The sequence below is a fragment of the uncultured Streptococcus sp. genome, from assembly GCF_963525625.1.
GTDB lineage: Bacteria > Bacillota > Bacilli > Lactobacillales > Streptococcaceae > Streptococcus.
On record NZ_CAURLD010000003.1, the window covers coordinates 90,222 to 105,826 of the forward strand.

The 15,605-nt window shown below is 45.8% G+C and carries 9 protein-coding genes and 1 pseudogene; 8 read left to right on the forward strand and 2 right to left on the reverse strand.

Annotated elements, in window-relative coordinates; genetic code table 11:
- Positions 1-71: 71 nt before the first annotated feature.
- From RYK49_RS02730 to RYK49_RS02750, 5 genes and pseudogenes are all read left to right on the forward strand, one after another.
- Positions 72-1,856 carry a serine hydrolase domain-containing protein gene (locus tag RYK49_RS02730; RefSeq protein ID WP_314831254.1) on the forward strand — a complete coding sequence of 595 codons (1,785 nt, stop codon included), beginning with the start codon at positions 72-74 and terminating at the stop codon, positions 1,854-1,856.
- 33 nt (positions 1,857-1,889) lie between these two features.
- Positions 1,890-3,680: a serine hydrolase domain-containing protein gene (locus tag RYK49_RS02735; protein ID WP_314831253.1), complete on the forward strand. Its 1,791-nt coding sequence runs from the start codon at positions 1,890-1,892 to the stop codon at positions 3,678-3,680.
- A 102-nt stretch (positions 3,681-3,782) separates the two neighbouring features.
- A pseudogene (locus RYK49_RS02740) lies at positions 3,783-4,595 on the forward strand (lysostaphin resistance A-like protein).
- A gap of 102 nt (positions 4,596-4,697) precedes the next feature.
- Positions 4,698-6,479 (forward strand): serine hydrolase domain-containing protein, encoded by a 1,782-nt coding sequence (locus RYK49_RS02745; protein WP_314864788.1) that lies wholly within the window; start codon positions 4,698-4,700, stop codon positions 6,477-6,479.
- A 64-nt stretch (positions 6,480-6,543) separates the two neighbouring features.
- Positions 6,544-8,322 carry a serine hydrolase domain-containing protein gene (locus RYK49_RS02750; RefSeq protein ID WP_314864790.1) on the forward strand — a complete coding sequence of 593 codons (1,779 nt, stop codon included), beginning with the start codon at positions 6,544-6,546 and terminating at the stop codon, positions 8,320-8,322.
- A 57-nt stretch (positions 8,323-8,379) separates the two neighbouring features.
- Here RYK49_RS02750 and RYK49_RS02755 read toward each other — a convergent pair whose 3' ends face one another.
- Both RYK49_RS02755 and RYK49_RS02760 read right to left on the reverse strand, forming a co-directional pair.
- Complete coding sequence (locus RYK49_RS02755; protein WP_002895249.1) at positions 8,380-9,120, reverse strand: amino acid ABC transporter ATP-binding protein; 741 nt, start codon at positions 9,118-9,120, stop codon at positions 8,380-8,382.
- Positions 9,120-11,288 (reverse strand): ABC transporter substrate-binding protein/permease, encoded by a 2,169-nt coding sequence (locus RYK49_RS02760; protein WP_314864792.1) that lies wholly within the window; start codon positions 11,286-11,288, stop codon positions 9,120-9,122. The genes RYK49_RS02755 and RYK49_RS02760 overlap by 1 nt, the downstream gene beginning before the upstream one ends.
- A gap of 194 nt (positions 11,289-11,482) precedes the next feature.
- On the opposite strand from RYK49_RS02760, the gene RYK49_RS02765 reads away from it, so the two are divergent.
- The 3 genes from RYK49_RS02765 (at position 11,483) to uvrB (ending at position 15,592) form a co-directional block, all read left to right on the forward strand.
- Positions 11,483-12,418: a type II CAAX endopeptidase family protein gene (locus RYK49_RS02765; RefSeq protein ID WP_314864794.1), complete on the forward strand. Its 936-nt coding sequence runs from the start codon at positions 11,483-11,485 to the stop codon at positions 12,416-12,418.
- Between the two features lie 76 nt (positions 12,419-12,494).
- Entirely contained in the window at positions 12,495-13,442 is a 948-nt protein-coding gene (locus RYK49_RS02770) for a type II CAAX endopeptidase family protein (RefSeq protein ID WP_314864796.1), read from the forward strand.
- A gap of 161 nt (positions 13,443-13,603) precedes the next feature.
- Positions 13,604-15,592, forward strand: coding sequence for an excinuclease ABC subunit UvrB (uvrB, locus tag RYK49_RS02775; RefSeq protein ID WP_314864798.1), 1,989 nt, complete (start codon positions 13,604-13,606; stop codon positions 15,590-15,592).
- Positions 15,593-15,605: the final 13 nt, after the last annotated feature.

The window sequence follows — 15,605 nt, forward strand, 5'->3', positions numbered from 1 at the left end:
GAATTTTTATCCGAATGGTATACAGAAGTATCGCCTATGCGATTGTTGAAGCTAAATAGAAAGGAAATATCATGAAAAAATCATTTATTCTAACGCTTCTAACGATTATAACTCTAGGACTCTTCCGGCCAGTTACCGCCTTGGCTGAGGATCAGAAGTTGCCGTCTGGCACGGAGCGCAGCCAAATCGGTCAGAAAATCCAAGACTTTGTCAAGGAAAATGAAAAGACAACAGCCGGTATGGCAACAACCGTTTTTGACAAGGACGGGACTATTTACCAAGGCAGTTTTGGATATATGAACAAGGAAAAAGGCATTAAAGCCGACGACAACAGCGTCTTTGAATGGGGGTCAGTCGGGAAACTAGCTATCTGGGTCTCCGTCATGCAGCTCTGGGAAGAGGGCAAGATTGACCTTAACGAAGACATTCGCATCTATCTGCCAGAGGGATTTATGAAGACTTTGCGCTACGACAATCCCGTCACTATGACAGACCTCATGAACCATCAGGCCGGCTTTGGCGAGTCTACCCACGCCTACAAGGAAGATAAGGGCTTGTCTATTGAGGAGATTCTGGCAGTTAATCAGCCAGAACAGTCTTACGAACCAGGCACCATGACAGCCTACTCGAACTTTTCAGCTAGTCTGGCAGCCTATATCGTTGAGAGAATCTCCGGTCAGGACTTCTCGGCCTATGTCCATGAGCATATTTTTCAACCACTAGGGATGAAAGACACTGCTCTATCAGCCGACTTTAAGGAAAATCCAAAGATTTACCAGAAGCGGATGGAGCAAATCTCTTATCGGGCGGACGGTCAGACATCTATGGGCACTAGCTATTTCCATCTTGGGCTTTACCCAGCGGGGAATGCCGTTTCCACTTTGGCTGACTTCCAGAAGTTTGCCCAAGCGCTTTTGAAGAAAGAAAAGCTTTTCAAGCATGCTGAGACTTGGACAACTCTCTACACAGCAACCTCGAATTATCCAGGAACGGACATGCCGCTCAATATGCACGGTTTTTGGACACGGGAGTACGGTACGACGCTTGTTGGCCATGGCGGAAACTCGATTGGCTATTCATCTTATATTCTGCTGGACTTGAAAAATGGTATAGGTATGTCCGTTATGACGAATCAAGATCATGAGTTGGTTTATAACTATGAAATGCCAGCCTTGGTTTTTGGACCTAAGAAAAAGACGGACTCAGCCACCTTTGACAAATTCCAGTCTGGCAATTACCGATCTGCTCGCTCCTTTGCCAGTGGTCCTATGTCTATCTCCAGAATCTTACTTTACACTCAGTTTGTGAAGAAATCCAAGGACAATCCGCTTTTGACCCAGAATTTTTCAGTAGTCAGCGGTAGTGGAGACGAGACTAAGGTAACAGCTTCCTATGGCGATAACTTCAGAGTCAAGGATAGCGAGATTCTGAAAGACTGGTCCTTGCTTATTTCAGCGGCAGTCGGAATTGTTTTCAGTATCATTCTCTTTTTGGCACGGGGCGGACTGGATCTCTTCCGCTTGGTCTTCAAAAAAGCTCAATCTAAAACACCAAAACCTCTTCGTATCTGGACTTACCTAACTTCTTTAGCTGGAGTAGGTGTGGCTATAAACTTCCTCCTCCTCTTTAACACATTTGCTACCGACGATCTGAGCTTTCTAGCTAGCTGGCGCTATATTGTCTTTGCCAGTCTGGGATTGATTCTGGCTGGCTGTGCAGTCTTCCCACTTCTGACCAAGGCAAGAAAAGGGCTGAGTAAGAGCCGACTCTACCTGACTGTCTTGACTAGTCTGTCAGCTCTAGCTATCGTTGTCAATATTCTCTACTGGTCACTTTATCAGTGGTGGGGTCTGTAATAAGCGCAGCTCCATTGCACAAAGGAGTCTCTCATGAAAAAATCTATTTTAATCATTCTTTTAACCATTTTGACGCTAGGAATCTTCCGACCGAGCGCTGTTTTAGCTGACTCGCAGAAGCTCCCTTCTGGCACGGAGCGCAGCCAAATCGGTCAAAAAATCGAAAGTTTTGTCAAGGAACATGAAAAGACAACTGTCGGAATGACGACCGCTGTCTTTGATAAAAACGGGACCATCTACAAGGGAAACTTTGGATATGTGGATAAGGAAAACAAAGTCAAAGTTGACGATGACAGTGTTTTTGAATGGGCTTCAATCACTAAGCTGACGGTCTGGGTGTCGGTCATGCAGCTCTGGGAAGAGGGAAAGATTGACCTAGAGGAAGACATCCGCACCTATCTGCCAGAGGGATTTTTAAAAAACCTTCGCTATGACAAGCCGATCACTATGATTGATCTCATGAACCATCAGGCGGGATTTAGCGAGTCAATTCAGGGCTATAAGGAAGAGACAGGATTGACAATTGAGGAAAGCTTAGCCACTAATCAGCCAACCCAGTCCTACGAACCCGGCACCATGACTAGCTACTCAAACTTCTCTGCCGGTTTGGCGAGCTATATCGTCGAGCGAATCTCCGGACAGGACTTCTCTGCCTATGTCCATGAGCATATCTTTCAGCCATTAGAGATGAATGATACAGCTATGTCTTCAGATTTGAAGGATAATCTTAAGGTTTATAAGAAGCGAATGGAGGCCTTGTCCTATAGTGCAGATGGTCAGACTTCGAAGGGGACTGCCTATTTATACTCAGCGCTCTATCCAATGGGAAATGCTGCCTCTACTATGGCTGACTTTCAGAAGTTTGCCCAAGCGCTTTTGAAGAAAGAGAAGCTCTTCCAGCGAGCTGAGACTTGGGCGACCCTATACACAGTGACCTCGACCTATCCAGGGACAGAGCTGCCGCTCAATATGCACGGTTTCTGGGCTACAGAGTTTGGCATGACTGTTGTCGGCCATAGCGGTAATACCTTGGGGTATTCCTCTTTCATCCTGCTAGACTTGAAAAATGGCATCGGTATGACTATCATGACGAATCAAGAACACGAAATCGTCTACAACCATGAGATGCCGGCTTTGGTCTTTGGACCTAAGAAAAAGACGGACTCAGCCACCTTTGACAAATTCCAGTCTGGAAATTACCGATCTGCTCGCTACTTTGCCAGTGGTCCTATGTCTATCTCTAGAAGCTTATTCCTTTATACTCGTTTTGTCAAGAAATCCGAGGACAATCCACTTTTGAGTCAGGATTTTTCAGTAGTCAGTGGCAGCGGAGATAAGGTCAAGGTGACAACTCCTTATGAAAGTTATTTCAGAGTCAAGGATAGCGAAATTTTGGCAGACTGGACCATGCTTATTGCAGCGGCAGTCGGAATTGTTTTCAGTATCATTCTCTTTTTGGCACGGGGCGGACTAGATCTCTTCCGCTTGGTATTCAAAAAAGGCCAGCCTAAAACACCTAAGAAACTTCGGATTTGGACTTATCTGACCTCTTTAGCTGCAGTAGGAGTGGTTTTAAATTTCTATGGCCTTGTTGCAGCTTTTCTAGCAAGTAATCGTAGTTACCCCTATAGCATATGGCCTTATATAGTCTTTGCAGTTCTAGGTTTAATCTTAGCAGGATGTGCCATCTATCCGTTCTTGAGTAAGGCTCGAAAGGGTCTCGGAAAAGGTCGGCTCTTATTGACAATCATGACGAGTCTATCTGCTCTCGCTATCGTAGCTAACATTCTTTATTGGTCGCTCTACCAGTGGTGGGCATTTTGACCCTTTACAGTTTTAATCTCTGGTATCTGGCGGATAAGGAGGCGAAAAAATCAATGACCTTATCAGAGTACAAAAATCAAACCATTTAAAGGAGAAAATTCTATGACTAATGAAACAAGAATAGAACCACAACCAAAACTAGTCTGGCCGTTCTTGGCCTGGAACTTCGGCTGGACTTGGGGATTTATGTTTCTAGCTATCATTCTCAAAAATCTCTGGCCAGAAAATCCACCTATACTCTATCTGGCTCTGGAAGGCCTCCTAACGAGTCTCAGTATGTTCGGACCGGTGATAGCAAGCCTAATAGTGCTGAAAATAAAAGGCTTCAAAGCCATTTGTTCCTTTATCTTCTCAAGCAAGAAAGGGACTTGGCTCTATCTCCTACTCTTCAGTGGAGGTCTGGCTGTGACTTTTGCATTAGCTTCCGGAGGCAAGCTGGTAGACGGGGCTCTGCTTTCATTTATTGGATCCTTTATCTACCTTATGACCTTGGCTGGTGGCATGGAAGAGCCTGGCTGACGAGGCTTTCTGCAGCCGGCTTTGGAAAAGAAGTTCTCTATGTTTATCGCCTCCTCGATAACCGGACTAGCTTGGGCTTGCTGGCATATTCCTCTCTGGTTTTATGACCGCTTTTATGATCGAAGTCAGGATCCCTTTCTAGTCTTTATCATTGTAAGTATAGTCCAGTCCATCTGGTTTGCTGCACTGCATAAGAAGACGAAATCTGTCCTTGCCTGTATGATTTTCCACGCCCTGCTAGATATTCTGATAGAAACTTTTGTCGGCATCAACCTAGCTGATAAGTTTGATTTCTCTCAGGTTAACTCCCTCTTTTACCTTGGCGGCTTGGGCATTCTGACCCTTTACAGTATTTATCTCTGGTATCGGGCGGATAAGGAAGAGAAAAACGCATGATTAAAAAATAAGAATAGCCTAATTCTAAAATTAAAAGGAGACTGCACCAATTATCTGAACTTAGCTTATGTGAATCTTTGAGTTGAACAGAAAGGAAATGCTATGAAAAAATCTATTCTAATCATTCTTTTAACCATTTTGACGCTAGGAATCTTCCGACCGAGCGCTGCTTTAGCTGACTCGCAGAAGCTTCCGTCTGGTACGGACCGCGACAAAATCGGTCAAAAAATCCAAGACTTTGTCAAGGAACATGAAAAGACAACGGCCGGTATGGCAACAGCAGTCTTTGATAAAAACGGAACCATCTACAAGGGAAATTTTGGCTATGTGGACAAGGAAAACAAAGTCAAAGTTGACGATGACAGTGTTTTTGAATGGGCTTCAATCACTAAGCTGACGGTCTGGGTGTCGGTCATGCAGCTCTGGGAAGAGGGCAAAATCGACCTGGAAGCAGACATCAAAACTTATCTGCCAGAAGGATTTCTCCGCAATCTTCGCTACGATAAGCCTATCACCATGCTGGATCTGATGAACCATCAGGCTGGCTTTGATGAAATGCCACTCTACAAAAAGGGAGATAAGAGCGACTTGGAAGAGCAGTTCCGCGATTACCAGCCTATTCAGTCCTTTGAGCCGGGTACGACGACATCATACTCTAACTTCAGCACGGCTTTGGCCTCTTATATCGTGGAGCGGATATCTGGGCAGAAGTATGCAGACTATGTCCATGAGCATGTTTTTGAGCCGCTGGACATGGATCGGACTGCTATCTTGCCTGACTTATCGGACAACGCTTATGTACAGGAAAAGCGCAAGGAAGACAAGGGCTATGATGACCAAGGTAAGCTCTTGGGTGATACACCATTTAAGCTCTGGATGTACCCAGTCGGAGGGGCTGTGGGGACTCTAGGAGACCTACAGAAATTCGCCCAGGCCTTGCTGGAACGTAAGACGCTCTTTCATCGTCCAGAAACTTGGGCCGAGCTTTACTCAACAACCTCTACCCACCCTGGTACGGATATTGTTCGTAATGCTCATGGCTTTTGGGCCAGTCACTACGGTGTTACCTTGCTGGGACACAGTGGTAATGCTGATGGCTTTTCTAGCTATCTTTACTTGGATCTGAAAAATGGCATCGGCCAAGTCATCTTAACCAACCAACTATATGAACAAGTTTACAATGTTCAAATGCCGGAGCTGATATTTGGCAAGATGCAGACTGTCAGCGAAGCTACTAAAAAGCAATTCAAGCCTGGCTCTTACCACTATCTGAGAAGCTATAATAGGGGGCCACTGTCCTTCATGCTCATGATTCCCGGGGCCATCCAAAAGATTAACAAAGTCTCAGATCAGCCGGATCTGCTGAGCACTTTCTGGACTATTGACCGAAGCCAAGGTGCTGACCGCCTCGAATTCGGTGTCCTTAATGCAGAAAGGATTTCCGATTCAGTTCTCTTTAGACATTATCTAGTCGTGTTTCTCGGAGGTCTGGCACTCGTGTTTGCTCTGGGAAATGTCTTGATTAGTTTTCTGATTGGCAGTTTCCGTCTCATTCTGCGTAAAGCAAAAAGTTCGGCTCCTCGCTCTTGGAAGGTCTGGAATTGCCTGACTTCTCTAGGGATGCTGCTGTTTGCTGGTAATCTCATTCTGCTTTTACTGGCTGCCATGAATCAGGACTACTCAATTGTTCAATCTTGGCGCTATATGGTCTTTGCAGGACTGGGACTGTTCTTAGCAGGATGTGCGGTTTATCCGCTCTTTAGAAAGACTCGAAAGGGGCTCGGAAAAGGCCGCCTCTTCCTGACAGTTCTGACTAGTCTATCTGCACTCGCTATCGTAGCCAATATTCTCTACTGGTCGCTTTACCAGTGGTGGGTGATGTGATAAGTTGCCTGTCTTCCTTTGGGAAGGCGGGCTTGGCCTGCATAATTCTGTAAAGGAGAATCGCATGAAAAAAACATTTATTCTCACACTTTTAACTATTTTAACATTGGGGCTTTTTCGCCCAGTCACTGCGCTAGCTGAAGAGCAGAAGCTGCCTTCGGGCACAGAGCGCAGCCAAATTGGTCAGAAGATTCAAGACTATGTCAAAGAGCACGAAAAGACAACAGCCGGCATGGCGACAGCTGTCTTTGACAAAGACGGCACTATCTATCAAGGAAACTTCGGCTATATGGATAAGGAAAAGGGAATCAAAGCCGATGATGACAGCGTTTTTGAATGGGGCTCCGTGACTAAGCTGACTGTCTGGGTCTCTGTTATGCAGCTCTGGGAGCAAGGGAAGATTAACCTAGAAGAAGATATTCGCACCTATCTGCCAGAAGGCTTTCTTAGAAATCTCCGCTATAACATGCCCATTACTATGCTAGATTTGATGAACCATCAGTCAGGTTTTGATGAAGCCCCTCTCTATATGCAAGGGGGCAAGAGTTTAGAGGATTTGCTGCTCCAATATCAGCCCGCTCAGTCCTTTGAGCCGGGAACAACGACAGCTTATTCCAACTACAGTACGGGGTTAGCAGCCTATATTGTGGAGCGAATTTCTGGGCAATTCTTTGTTGATTATGTTCATGAGCATATCTTCCAGCCTCTGGACATGGAGAGAACGGCTATAGCTCAAGACTTGTCTGACAATGCTTATGTCCAAGCCAAGCGCAAGGAAGTAAAAGGATATGCGACAGATGGCAGCCTGTTAGGCGATGCACTTTATGAAGTCGGACTGTATCCTATTGGTCGGGCAACAGGAACATTGAGTGATTTTCAAAAATTTGCTCAGGCCCTGCTAAGTCGTAAAAGTCTCTTTACTCGGTCGGAGACTTGGACGACTCTTTATTCAACGACAGCAACCTATCCTAATACAGACATCGTTCGTAATGCTCATGGCTTCTGGGCTAGTAAATTTGGCGTTACAGTGCTAGGGCACGGAGGAAATACAAATGGTTTTTCCAGCTATCTCCTGCTGGATCTGAAGGATGGTATCGGCCAGGTGATCATGACCAATCAAGGCGTGGAAGAAATTTATAATGATGGCATGCCAGAATTGATTTTCGGAAAACGTCCGACAGCCAGTGCAGAGACTCAGAAAAAGTTCGAACCTGGCTACTATCAAATCCTTCGGAATTTTAACCAAGGTCCGCTTTCTTTGTATCAGCTCTTTCCAGGTAATTTGCTTCATATGAAGAAGCCGTCTTCGGAGCGAATGGATCGTTCGTTTTGGACTATTTATAAAAGTGGAAATGGCAAAACGCGAATCGCTACTATGGTCAGTGATTTTGAGAAAGTCCCTGACTGGGAAATCTGGACTAAGTTTGGGTTGAACGCTCTGGCTTGTCTTAGTGTCGTTTATGCTTTGGGTAATCTACTTGTTCGGCTTGTGCTAGTCCTTTATCGACTGGTCTTTGGCAAGGTGAAAAGCAAGCAAAATCGAGCTTGGAAATGGTGGCACATCTTGACAGCTGCAGGAGTAGTGGTCTCAGCTGGAAATTTACTCTTGCTCCTGCTTAGTTCAAGCACTACGGATCTCAGTATCATCGCTCAGTGGCGTTATATGGTCTTTGCTGGTTTGGGATTGTTCTTAGCAGGATGTGCGGTTTATCCGCTCTTTAGCAAGGCTCGAAAAGGTCTCGGGAAAGGCCGCCTCTTCCTGACGATTCTGACTAGCCTATCTGCGTTGGCTATTGTCGCCAATATTCTCTATTGGTCACTTTACCAATGGTGGGTGATGTAGTTTAAAAATTTTGAAACAAGAAAAGAGCCGGCATATAAGCTGGCTCTTCGTTTGGTTTTATACATTCAGTACCTTGTCCAAGAAGTCTTTAAGACGTGGATGCTGCGGATTGTCAAAGATTTGGTCAGGCTTGCCGTCTTCTAGGAATTCACCATCAGCGGTAAAGATAACGCGGTTGGCTACCTGACGGGCAAAGCCCATCTCATGGGTCACAATCAGCATGGTCATACCTTGCTGGGCCAGATCCTTCATAACGTTTAGAACGTCGCCGACCATTTCAGGGTCAAGGGCAGAAGTAGGCTCGTCAAAGAGCATGATATCTGGATTCATAGCCAGACCGCGAGCAATAGCTACCCGCTGCTTTTGACCGCCGGACAGGCTGTCTGGACTAGCATCTGCCTTATCAGCTAAGCCGACCTTTTCCAAAAGCTCCATACCCAGCTTATTTGCTTCGTCTTGGGTCAAGCGTTTGTGCTCAACAGGAGCAAAGGTGATATTTTCCAGAACAGTCATGTGCGGGAAGAGGTTGAAGTGCTGGAAGACCATACCGATATTTTCACGGACCAGATCCACATCAGTTTTTTTGTCCGTCAGATCAAAGCCGTCAACCGTGATAGTCCCGCTGGTCACTTCCTCTAGCAGGTTGAGACTGCGCAGGAAGGTTGACTTACCAGATCCAGAAGGACCGATGATGCAGACCACATCTCCCTCGTAGAATTTAGCAGTAATCCCCTTTAGGACTTCGTTTTCCCCGTAGTATTTATGAAGATCGTTCACATCGATTTTTAATTTTGCCATTACTTAATCCTCTTTTCTAAGCGTTTTGCCAAGCGGGTCAAGAGCGTGATAATGATGAGATAGAGCACGGCTAGGATAGCATACATCCGGAAACTCTGATAGTTGCGGGCGATGATGTCCTTACCCGTTTTGAAGAGCTCGGCCAGTCCAATAGCTGAGACAATCGTTGTATCCTTGAGTGCGATGACAAACTGATTGACAAAGTTTGGCAGCATAATCTTGGTTGCCTGTGGCAGGATAATCTTCCGCATGGTCTTGGAGTAGGAAATCCCCAAGCTGCGGCTGGCTTCCATCTGTCCAACGGGAACGGCCTGGATACCCCCGCGGACAATTTCAGCGATATAGGCGCCGGCATTGAGAGAGAGGGCGATGGTGCCTGCAACGAAAGCGTTGATTGGGCTTTGTTGACCAGTCATGGATTCGATTAGGTTAGGAATACCCCAGAAGATAAAGGCTGCCACAATCATCAGTGGAATACCACGAATGACATCGACAAAGATTTCTGCAATCCAGCGCAGCGGTTTATAAGGGCTGACGCTGAACATACCAAAGATAATCCCGATGACCATAGCAATCGCAAATGAAATCAGAGCCAAAGCAATCGTCACTCCAAGACCTTTAAGAAGTTCTTGGTAGTTGTTTTGCAGCAAGCCCCAAATAGTGGACTCATCTACAGTGGATTCTTTTACCTCGCTAGCCAGATACTTGTCTAAAATTTCTTGGTACTTGCCGCTTTCTTTCAGGTTGGCCAGTCCATTGTTAAACATCTCAATCAACTCAGGATTGCTGCCTTTTTTAACTGCGAAAGCGACTTGACCACTTGGTGTACCTTCAATAGGTGTTTTAAGCTTCTTGCCTTGTTTGATAGCGTATTTGACAACAGGCTCATCATCCATCACAGCTGCGACGGAGCCAGTATTAAGGCTGTCATACATGGAAGCTGCATCCGAGAATGTTTTGATAGAGTAGCCGTACTTGCTCTTGTTTTCCTCAAGGAAAGTCTGAGAAGCGGTACCGGTTTTGACACCGACGGTTTTGCCCTTGAGTTCCTCGTAGGACTTGATATTGCTGCTGTCTTTGACTGCCAAGATAGAGTTGGCTGTATAGTAAGGGTCAGAATAGTCAAAAGTTTTCTTACGAGCATCAGTGACAGACATGCCGGCGATAATTCCGTCAGCCTGACCGGTCTGAACGCTATTAATAGCTGCATCAAAGCCAGGGTTGGTTACTTCCACAGTAAAGCCTTGGTCTTTGGCAATAGCCTTAATCAGCTCCATGTCAATACCAGTATATTGGTTGCTGTCATCTTGGAAGACAAAAGGAGCAAAAGATGAGTCGCTGGCAATGATGTATTTGTCTTTTGTCGGAGTAGCTTTTTGACCGGCAGGAGTAGAAGTCTCTGGAACAGCTGAGTCAGAGCTGCCTTTAGAAGCAGTCCATTTATTGATGATTTCTTCCAGACTGCCGTCTTCCTTCATCTGCGCCAAAGCTTCGTTAAACTCAGTAACTAAGTGCTCGTGCTTGCTGCCTTTTTTGACACCGAAAGCAAAGCTTCCAACAGCCTCACCCTTCATAGAAATTTTCAGGTTTTGGCCTTGATTGATGGCGTACTCAATGACAGGCTGATCGTCCATCACTGCATCAACATCACCAGCAGAAAGGCTGTTATACATCAAGTCACCTGTGTCAAAGGTTTTGAGAGTGAAGCCGTACTTATCCTTGTTCTTATCAAGGAAACGTTGGGCAGCTGTACCGGTTTTGACACCGACTTTCTTCCCTTTCAGCTGTTCATATTTGCTGATGGTGTTTGCCTTGGTCGTCGCGATAACGACCTTGGTGTCGTAGTAGGTATCAGACATGGTAAAGACTTTTTCACGCTCGCTTGTCTTGGTCATACCAGCCATGATAGCGTCCGCTTGGCCAGCTTGGACGGCATTGACAGCTGCATCGAAGCCTGGGAAGCTCATGTCAATGTCCCAGCCCTTGATTTCTGCGACCTTGTTGATGATATCAACGTCAATCCCCTTGTAAGTCTGATCAGAATCTTTAAATTCAAATGGTGCGTAAGCAGTATCGGATACGATTTTGACCGTATCTGCCTGGGCTGTCGCCCCTAACGCAAAAAATGGAAATAATGTTAGCAAGACTGCTAAGAATTTTTTCTTCATTTTCTTCCTCCTTTTTAGCATTCTAGCATTATAGCAAAAAATCACTGATTAGGCAAATTTCCCCTATTTTTATGTTAGGTTTTCTGACATATAAACTCTCTGTTTTTGTAAGTTGAGCCGCAACTTTTCTTTGTTCTTAGAGCAAAGTCTGCTATACTGGAAATAAATGAAAGCAAGGATAGAATGAGGTTCTTATGAAAAAGTCACGTATCTTGGACGGAATCAATCAAGCTCGCTTTGTCCCTCCTTATATTTTGTCTCTTTTGCTGGCAGTTGTTTTCGTGCAAGGAGGAGAGCAGTTGGCCTATCTGGCTTTGGAGCCGATTTCTGCTGTACTTAGTCTTATGCTAGGTTTCTTAGGTCAAGGCGGATTCTTTGAAATTTTCTTCAATTTTGCGCTGCCTTTTCTTTTGTTCGGCTTTGTTTTTATGATACTGGCTCTTTTTCTTTGGGTGCGCTGGGCTGAAGGACGACCGCTCGCGACTCTGGGCTTTGTCAAAAAAGGAAGCTTGGTGGAGCTGGTCAAAGGATTGGCAGCAGGTTTTCTCCTCTTTAGTCTAGTCGCTCTGCTTATGCTGTTGAGCGGAGCTGGCTCTTTTGAATGGGGACAGATGACACTGGAACCTTTTCTCTATATCTTGATTTTGCTTCCGCTTTGGATGATTCAGGGTGGAGCAGAAGAGCTAGTGACACGTGCTTGGCTGCTGCCAGTTGCTGTCAAACAGACCAATCTCCCCATCGGTTTACTGACTTCGAGCCTGCTCTTTGCACTCTTGCACCTAGGCAATCCAGATATTGGCGTTCTTCCCATTCTTAACATTGCCTTATTTGGCCTCTTTGCAAGTCTCTATCTGCTCCGGACGGACAATGTCTGGGGGATTATAGGACTTCATACTGCTTGGAACTTTAGCCAAGGTAATATTTACGGTTTCAGCGTTAGTGGTACTGGTGTGGACGCGGCAGTACTGAACTTTATACCTAAGACGGACTCGAGCTGGCTGACTGGTGGAGATTTCGGTGCTGAAGCCTCTATTTTCAGCTCGCTCATTCTCTTGTTAGCCGTGCTTTACTTGCTTTTCAGGATGAAAAAAGATGGCAGTTTGACAGAGTTAGTAGGGAAGACACAATAACTGTGCGAACGGTTCTCTTTTGCTCGCCCTAAAATAATATGCTATAATAAATTAAAATGCGGAAAGGAATAATTTTATGTTTAAATCTCGTATGTTGGATGCTATCAAGCAATCGCGTTATAATCCGCCGATTTGGTTGGCTATCTTGATTGCTATAGGCTTTGTTTATGGAGGAGGAATTTTAAGTTTTGTCGGAATGTTGCCAATTGGTATCATTGTCGGACTCTTATTTGGCTTTGCAGATCCGACGATTAATCGGACAGAAGCAATGGCAGCCATTAGTCACTATACGGTCTTTTTTCAGCTAGCTGGTTTCTTCTTTATCGCCCTAGCAGTTTTTCTCTGGGTTCGATATCGTGAGAAGCGTCCTTTTTCTAGTCTGGGATTCTATAAACAAGACTGGTTCAAAAATCTCCTTAAAGGCTTCCTTATCGGAGCCGTTCAGTTTTCACTGGTTGTTGTCTTGCTCTTGGTAACGGGGACAGGCAGTCTGAAATTAGGTCAGCTTAACTTGCAGTCTTTGATTTTTGTTGTAGCTATCATTCCTTTCTGGATTCTCCAAGGTGGGACAGAAGAGCTAGTGACGCGTGGTTGGCTCTTTCCAGCAGTTAGCGCTAAGTCAAATATCTTCATTGGTATCTTGATTTCCAGTGCTCTATTTGGGGCTCTGCACCTCTTTAACCCTGGTGTGAGTATTCTTTCTATTGTCAATATCATACTAGACGGTATCTTTGCTTGTTTCCTTATGCTCAAGTATGACAATATGTGGGTACTGGCTGGTATGCACGGCGCTTGGAATTTTGTGCAAGGAAATATCTATGGTATTCAGGTCAGTGGTCAAGGAGCATCTACCTCAATCTTGAACTATAGCTCACAATCTTCTGTGGATTTGCTATCCGGTGGGGCTTTTGGTGCTGAAGGATCTATTTTTGCCAGTATCGTCCTGATTGGCTGCATTGCCTTTCTTTACTGGTCACTCAAAAAAGAAAATCGCCTGCCTCAGGCGCTGATCTTTAAGAAATAACCATTCCGCCCAGTTGAGCTGGGCCTTTTTTATGTCTTTAAATGAAATGTGTGACCTGGGACAGACGATGGTAGAAGCGTGACCATTCTACCTACACCCAAATCCAGAGAAAATAGGGCAAATATGGTAAAATGATAGAAGCACAATTTAAGGAATAAAAGATGATTAACAGAATAACAGATAATAAATTTGAATTGGTTTCCAAGTATGAGCCTTCGGGTGATCAACCCCAAGCTATCGAGCAGCTGGTGGATAATATTGAGGGGGGTGAGAAGGCCCAGATTCTCATGGGGGCGACTGGTACTGGTAAGACCTATACCATGAGTCAGGTTATCGCTCAGGTCAACAAGCCGACACTGGTTATCGCCCATAATAAAACGCTGGCCGGCCAGCTTTATGGTGAGTTCAAGGAATTCTTCCCTAATAACGCAGTGGAATACTTCGTTTCCTACTATGATTACTACCAGCCGGAGGCCTATGTGCCCTCCAGCGATACTTATATCGAAAAGGATAGCTCGGTCAATGACGAGATTGATAAGCTCCGTCACTCAGCGACTTCTGCCCTCTTGGAGCGCAATGACGTGATTGTCGTGGCTTCTGTCTCTTGTATCTATGGTCTGGGATCGCCAAAGGAATACTCCGATAGCGTAGTTAGCCTGCGTCCTGGTCTAGAGATTTCCCGTGACAAGCTGCTTAATGATTTGGTTGATATCCAGTTTGAGCGTAATGACATTGACTTTCAGCGGGGGAAATTCCGGGTTCGTGGTGATGTGGTGGAGATTTTTCCAGCTTCTCGTGATGAGCATGCCTTTCGGGTAGAGTTTTTCGGAGATGAAATTGACCGGATTCGTGAGGTTGAAGCCTTGACAGGTCGAGTCTTGGGTGAGGTGGACCATTTGGCCATCTTCCCGGCCACTCACTTTGTGACCAATGAAGACCACATGGAAGTAGCCATTGCCAAGATTCAGGCCGAGCTGGAGGAGCAGCTTGCTATTTTTGAGAAGGAAGGCAAGCTGCTGGAAGCCCAGCGCTTGAAGCAGCGCACAGAGTACGATATCGAAATGCTGCGCGAGATGGGCTATACAAACGGCGTTGAGAACTATTCTCGCCACATGGATGGTCGGAGCGAAGGAGAGCCGCCTTATACCCTTCTGGACTTTTTCCCTGATGATTTCTTGATTATGATTGATGAGAGTCACATGACCATGGGACAGATTCGGGGTATGTACAATGGCGACCGCTCTCGGAAGGAGATGCTGGTTAATTATGGTTTCCGCCTGCCATCTGCCTTGGACAACCGTCCGCTGCGCCGGGAGGAGTTTGAGAGCCATGTTCACCAGATTGTCTATGTATCGGCTACGCCGGGCGACTATGAAAATGAACAGACGGATACTGTTATTGAGCAGATTATCCGGCCGACAGGGCTTCTGGATCCAGAAGTGGAAGTCCGTCCAACCATGGGGCAAATTGATGATCTTTTGGGCGAAATCAATGCTCGTGTCGAAAAGAATGAGCGGACCTTTATCACAACCCTGACCAAGAAGATGGCGGAAGATTTGACAGACTACTTCAAGGAAATGGGTGTCAAGGTCAAGTACATGCACTCAGACATCAAGACTTTGGAACGGACCGAGATTATCCGAGACCTGCGCTTGGGTGTCTTTGACGTTCTGGTTGGGATTAACCTGCTGCGCGAGGGAATCGATGTTCCCGAGGTTAGTCTGGTGGCAATTCTTGATGCGGACAAGGAAGGTTTCCTCCGCAACGAACGCGGTCTTATCCAGACTATTGGCCGGGCAGCCCGCAACAGTGAGGGGCATGTGATTATGTATGCAGATACTATGACCCAGTCCATGCAGCGGGCTATTGATGAAACTGCCCGCCGTCGGGCAATCCAGATGGCTTATAATGAAGAGCATGGCATTGTACCGCAGACCATTAAGAAAGAAATCCGCGACCTAATCAGTGTGACCAAGGCTGCCTTGCCAGACAAGGAAGAAACCGTCGAAATCGAAAGCCTCAGCAAGCAAGAGCGCAAGGACATGATCAAGAAACTGGAAGGCCAAATGCAAGAAGCTGCCGGACTCCTCGACTTCGAGCTGGCCGCGCAGATTCGCGATATGATATTAGAAATAAAGGCAATGGATTAGGTTTGGGAAGGAG

Excerpts from the sequence above, each read along its gene's own strand:
- RYK49_RS02730 (WP_314831254.1), top strand. The coding sequence starts at position 72 with ATGAAAAAATCATTTATTCTAACGCTTCTAACGATTATAACTCTAGGA.
- RYK49_RS02735 (WP_314831253.1), top strand. The coding sequence starts at position 1,890 with ATGAAAAAATCTATTTTAATCATTCTTTTAACCATTTTGACGCTAGGA.
- RYK49_RS02745 (WP_314864788.1), top strand. The coding sequence starts at position 4,698 with ATGAAAAAATCTATTCTAATCATTCTTTTAACCATTTTGACGCTAGGA.
- RYK49_RS02750 (WP_314864790.1), top strand. The coding sequence starts at position 6,544 with ATGAAAAAAACATTTATTCTCACACTTTTAACTATTTTAACATTGGGG.
- RYK49_RS02755 (WP_002895249.1), bottom strand. The coding sequence starts at position 9,120 with ATGGCAAAATTAAAAATCGATGTGAACGATCTTCATAAATACTACGGG.
- RYK49_RS02760 (WP_314864792.1), bottom strand. The coding sequence starts at position 11,288 with ATGAAGAAAAAATTCTTAGCAGTCTTGCTAACATTATTTCCATTTTTT.
- RYK49_RS02765 (WP_314864794.1), top strand. The coding sequence starts at position 11,483 with ATGAAAAAGTCACGTATCTTGGACGGAATCAATCAAGCTCGCTTTGTC.
- RYK49_RS02770 (WP_314864796.1), top strand. The coding sequence starts at position 12,495 with ATGTTTAAATCTCGTATGTTGGATGCTATCAAGCAATCGCGTTATAAT.
- uvrB (WP_314864798.1), top strand. The coding sequence starts at position 13,604 with ATGATTAACAGAATAACAGATAATAAATTTGAATTGGTTTCCAAGTAT.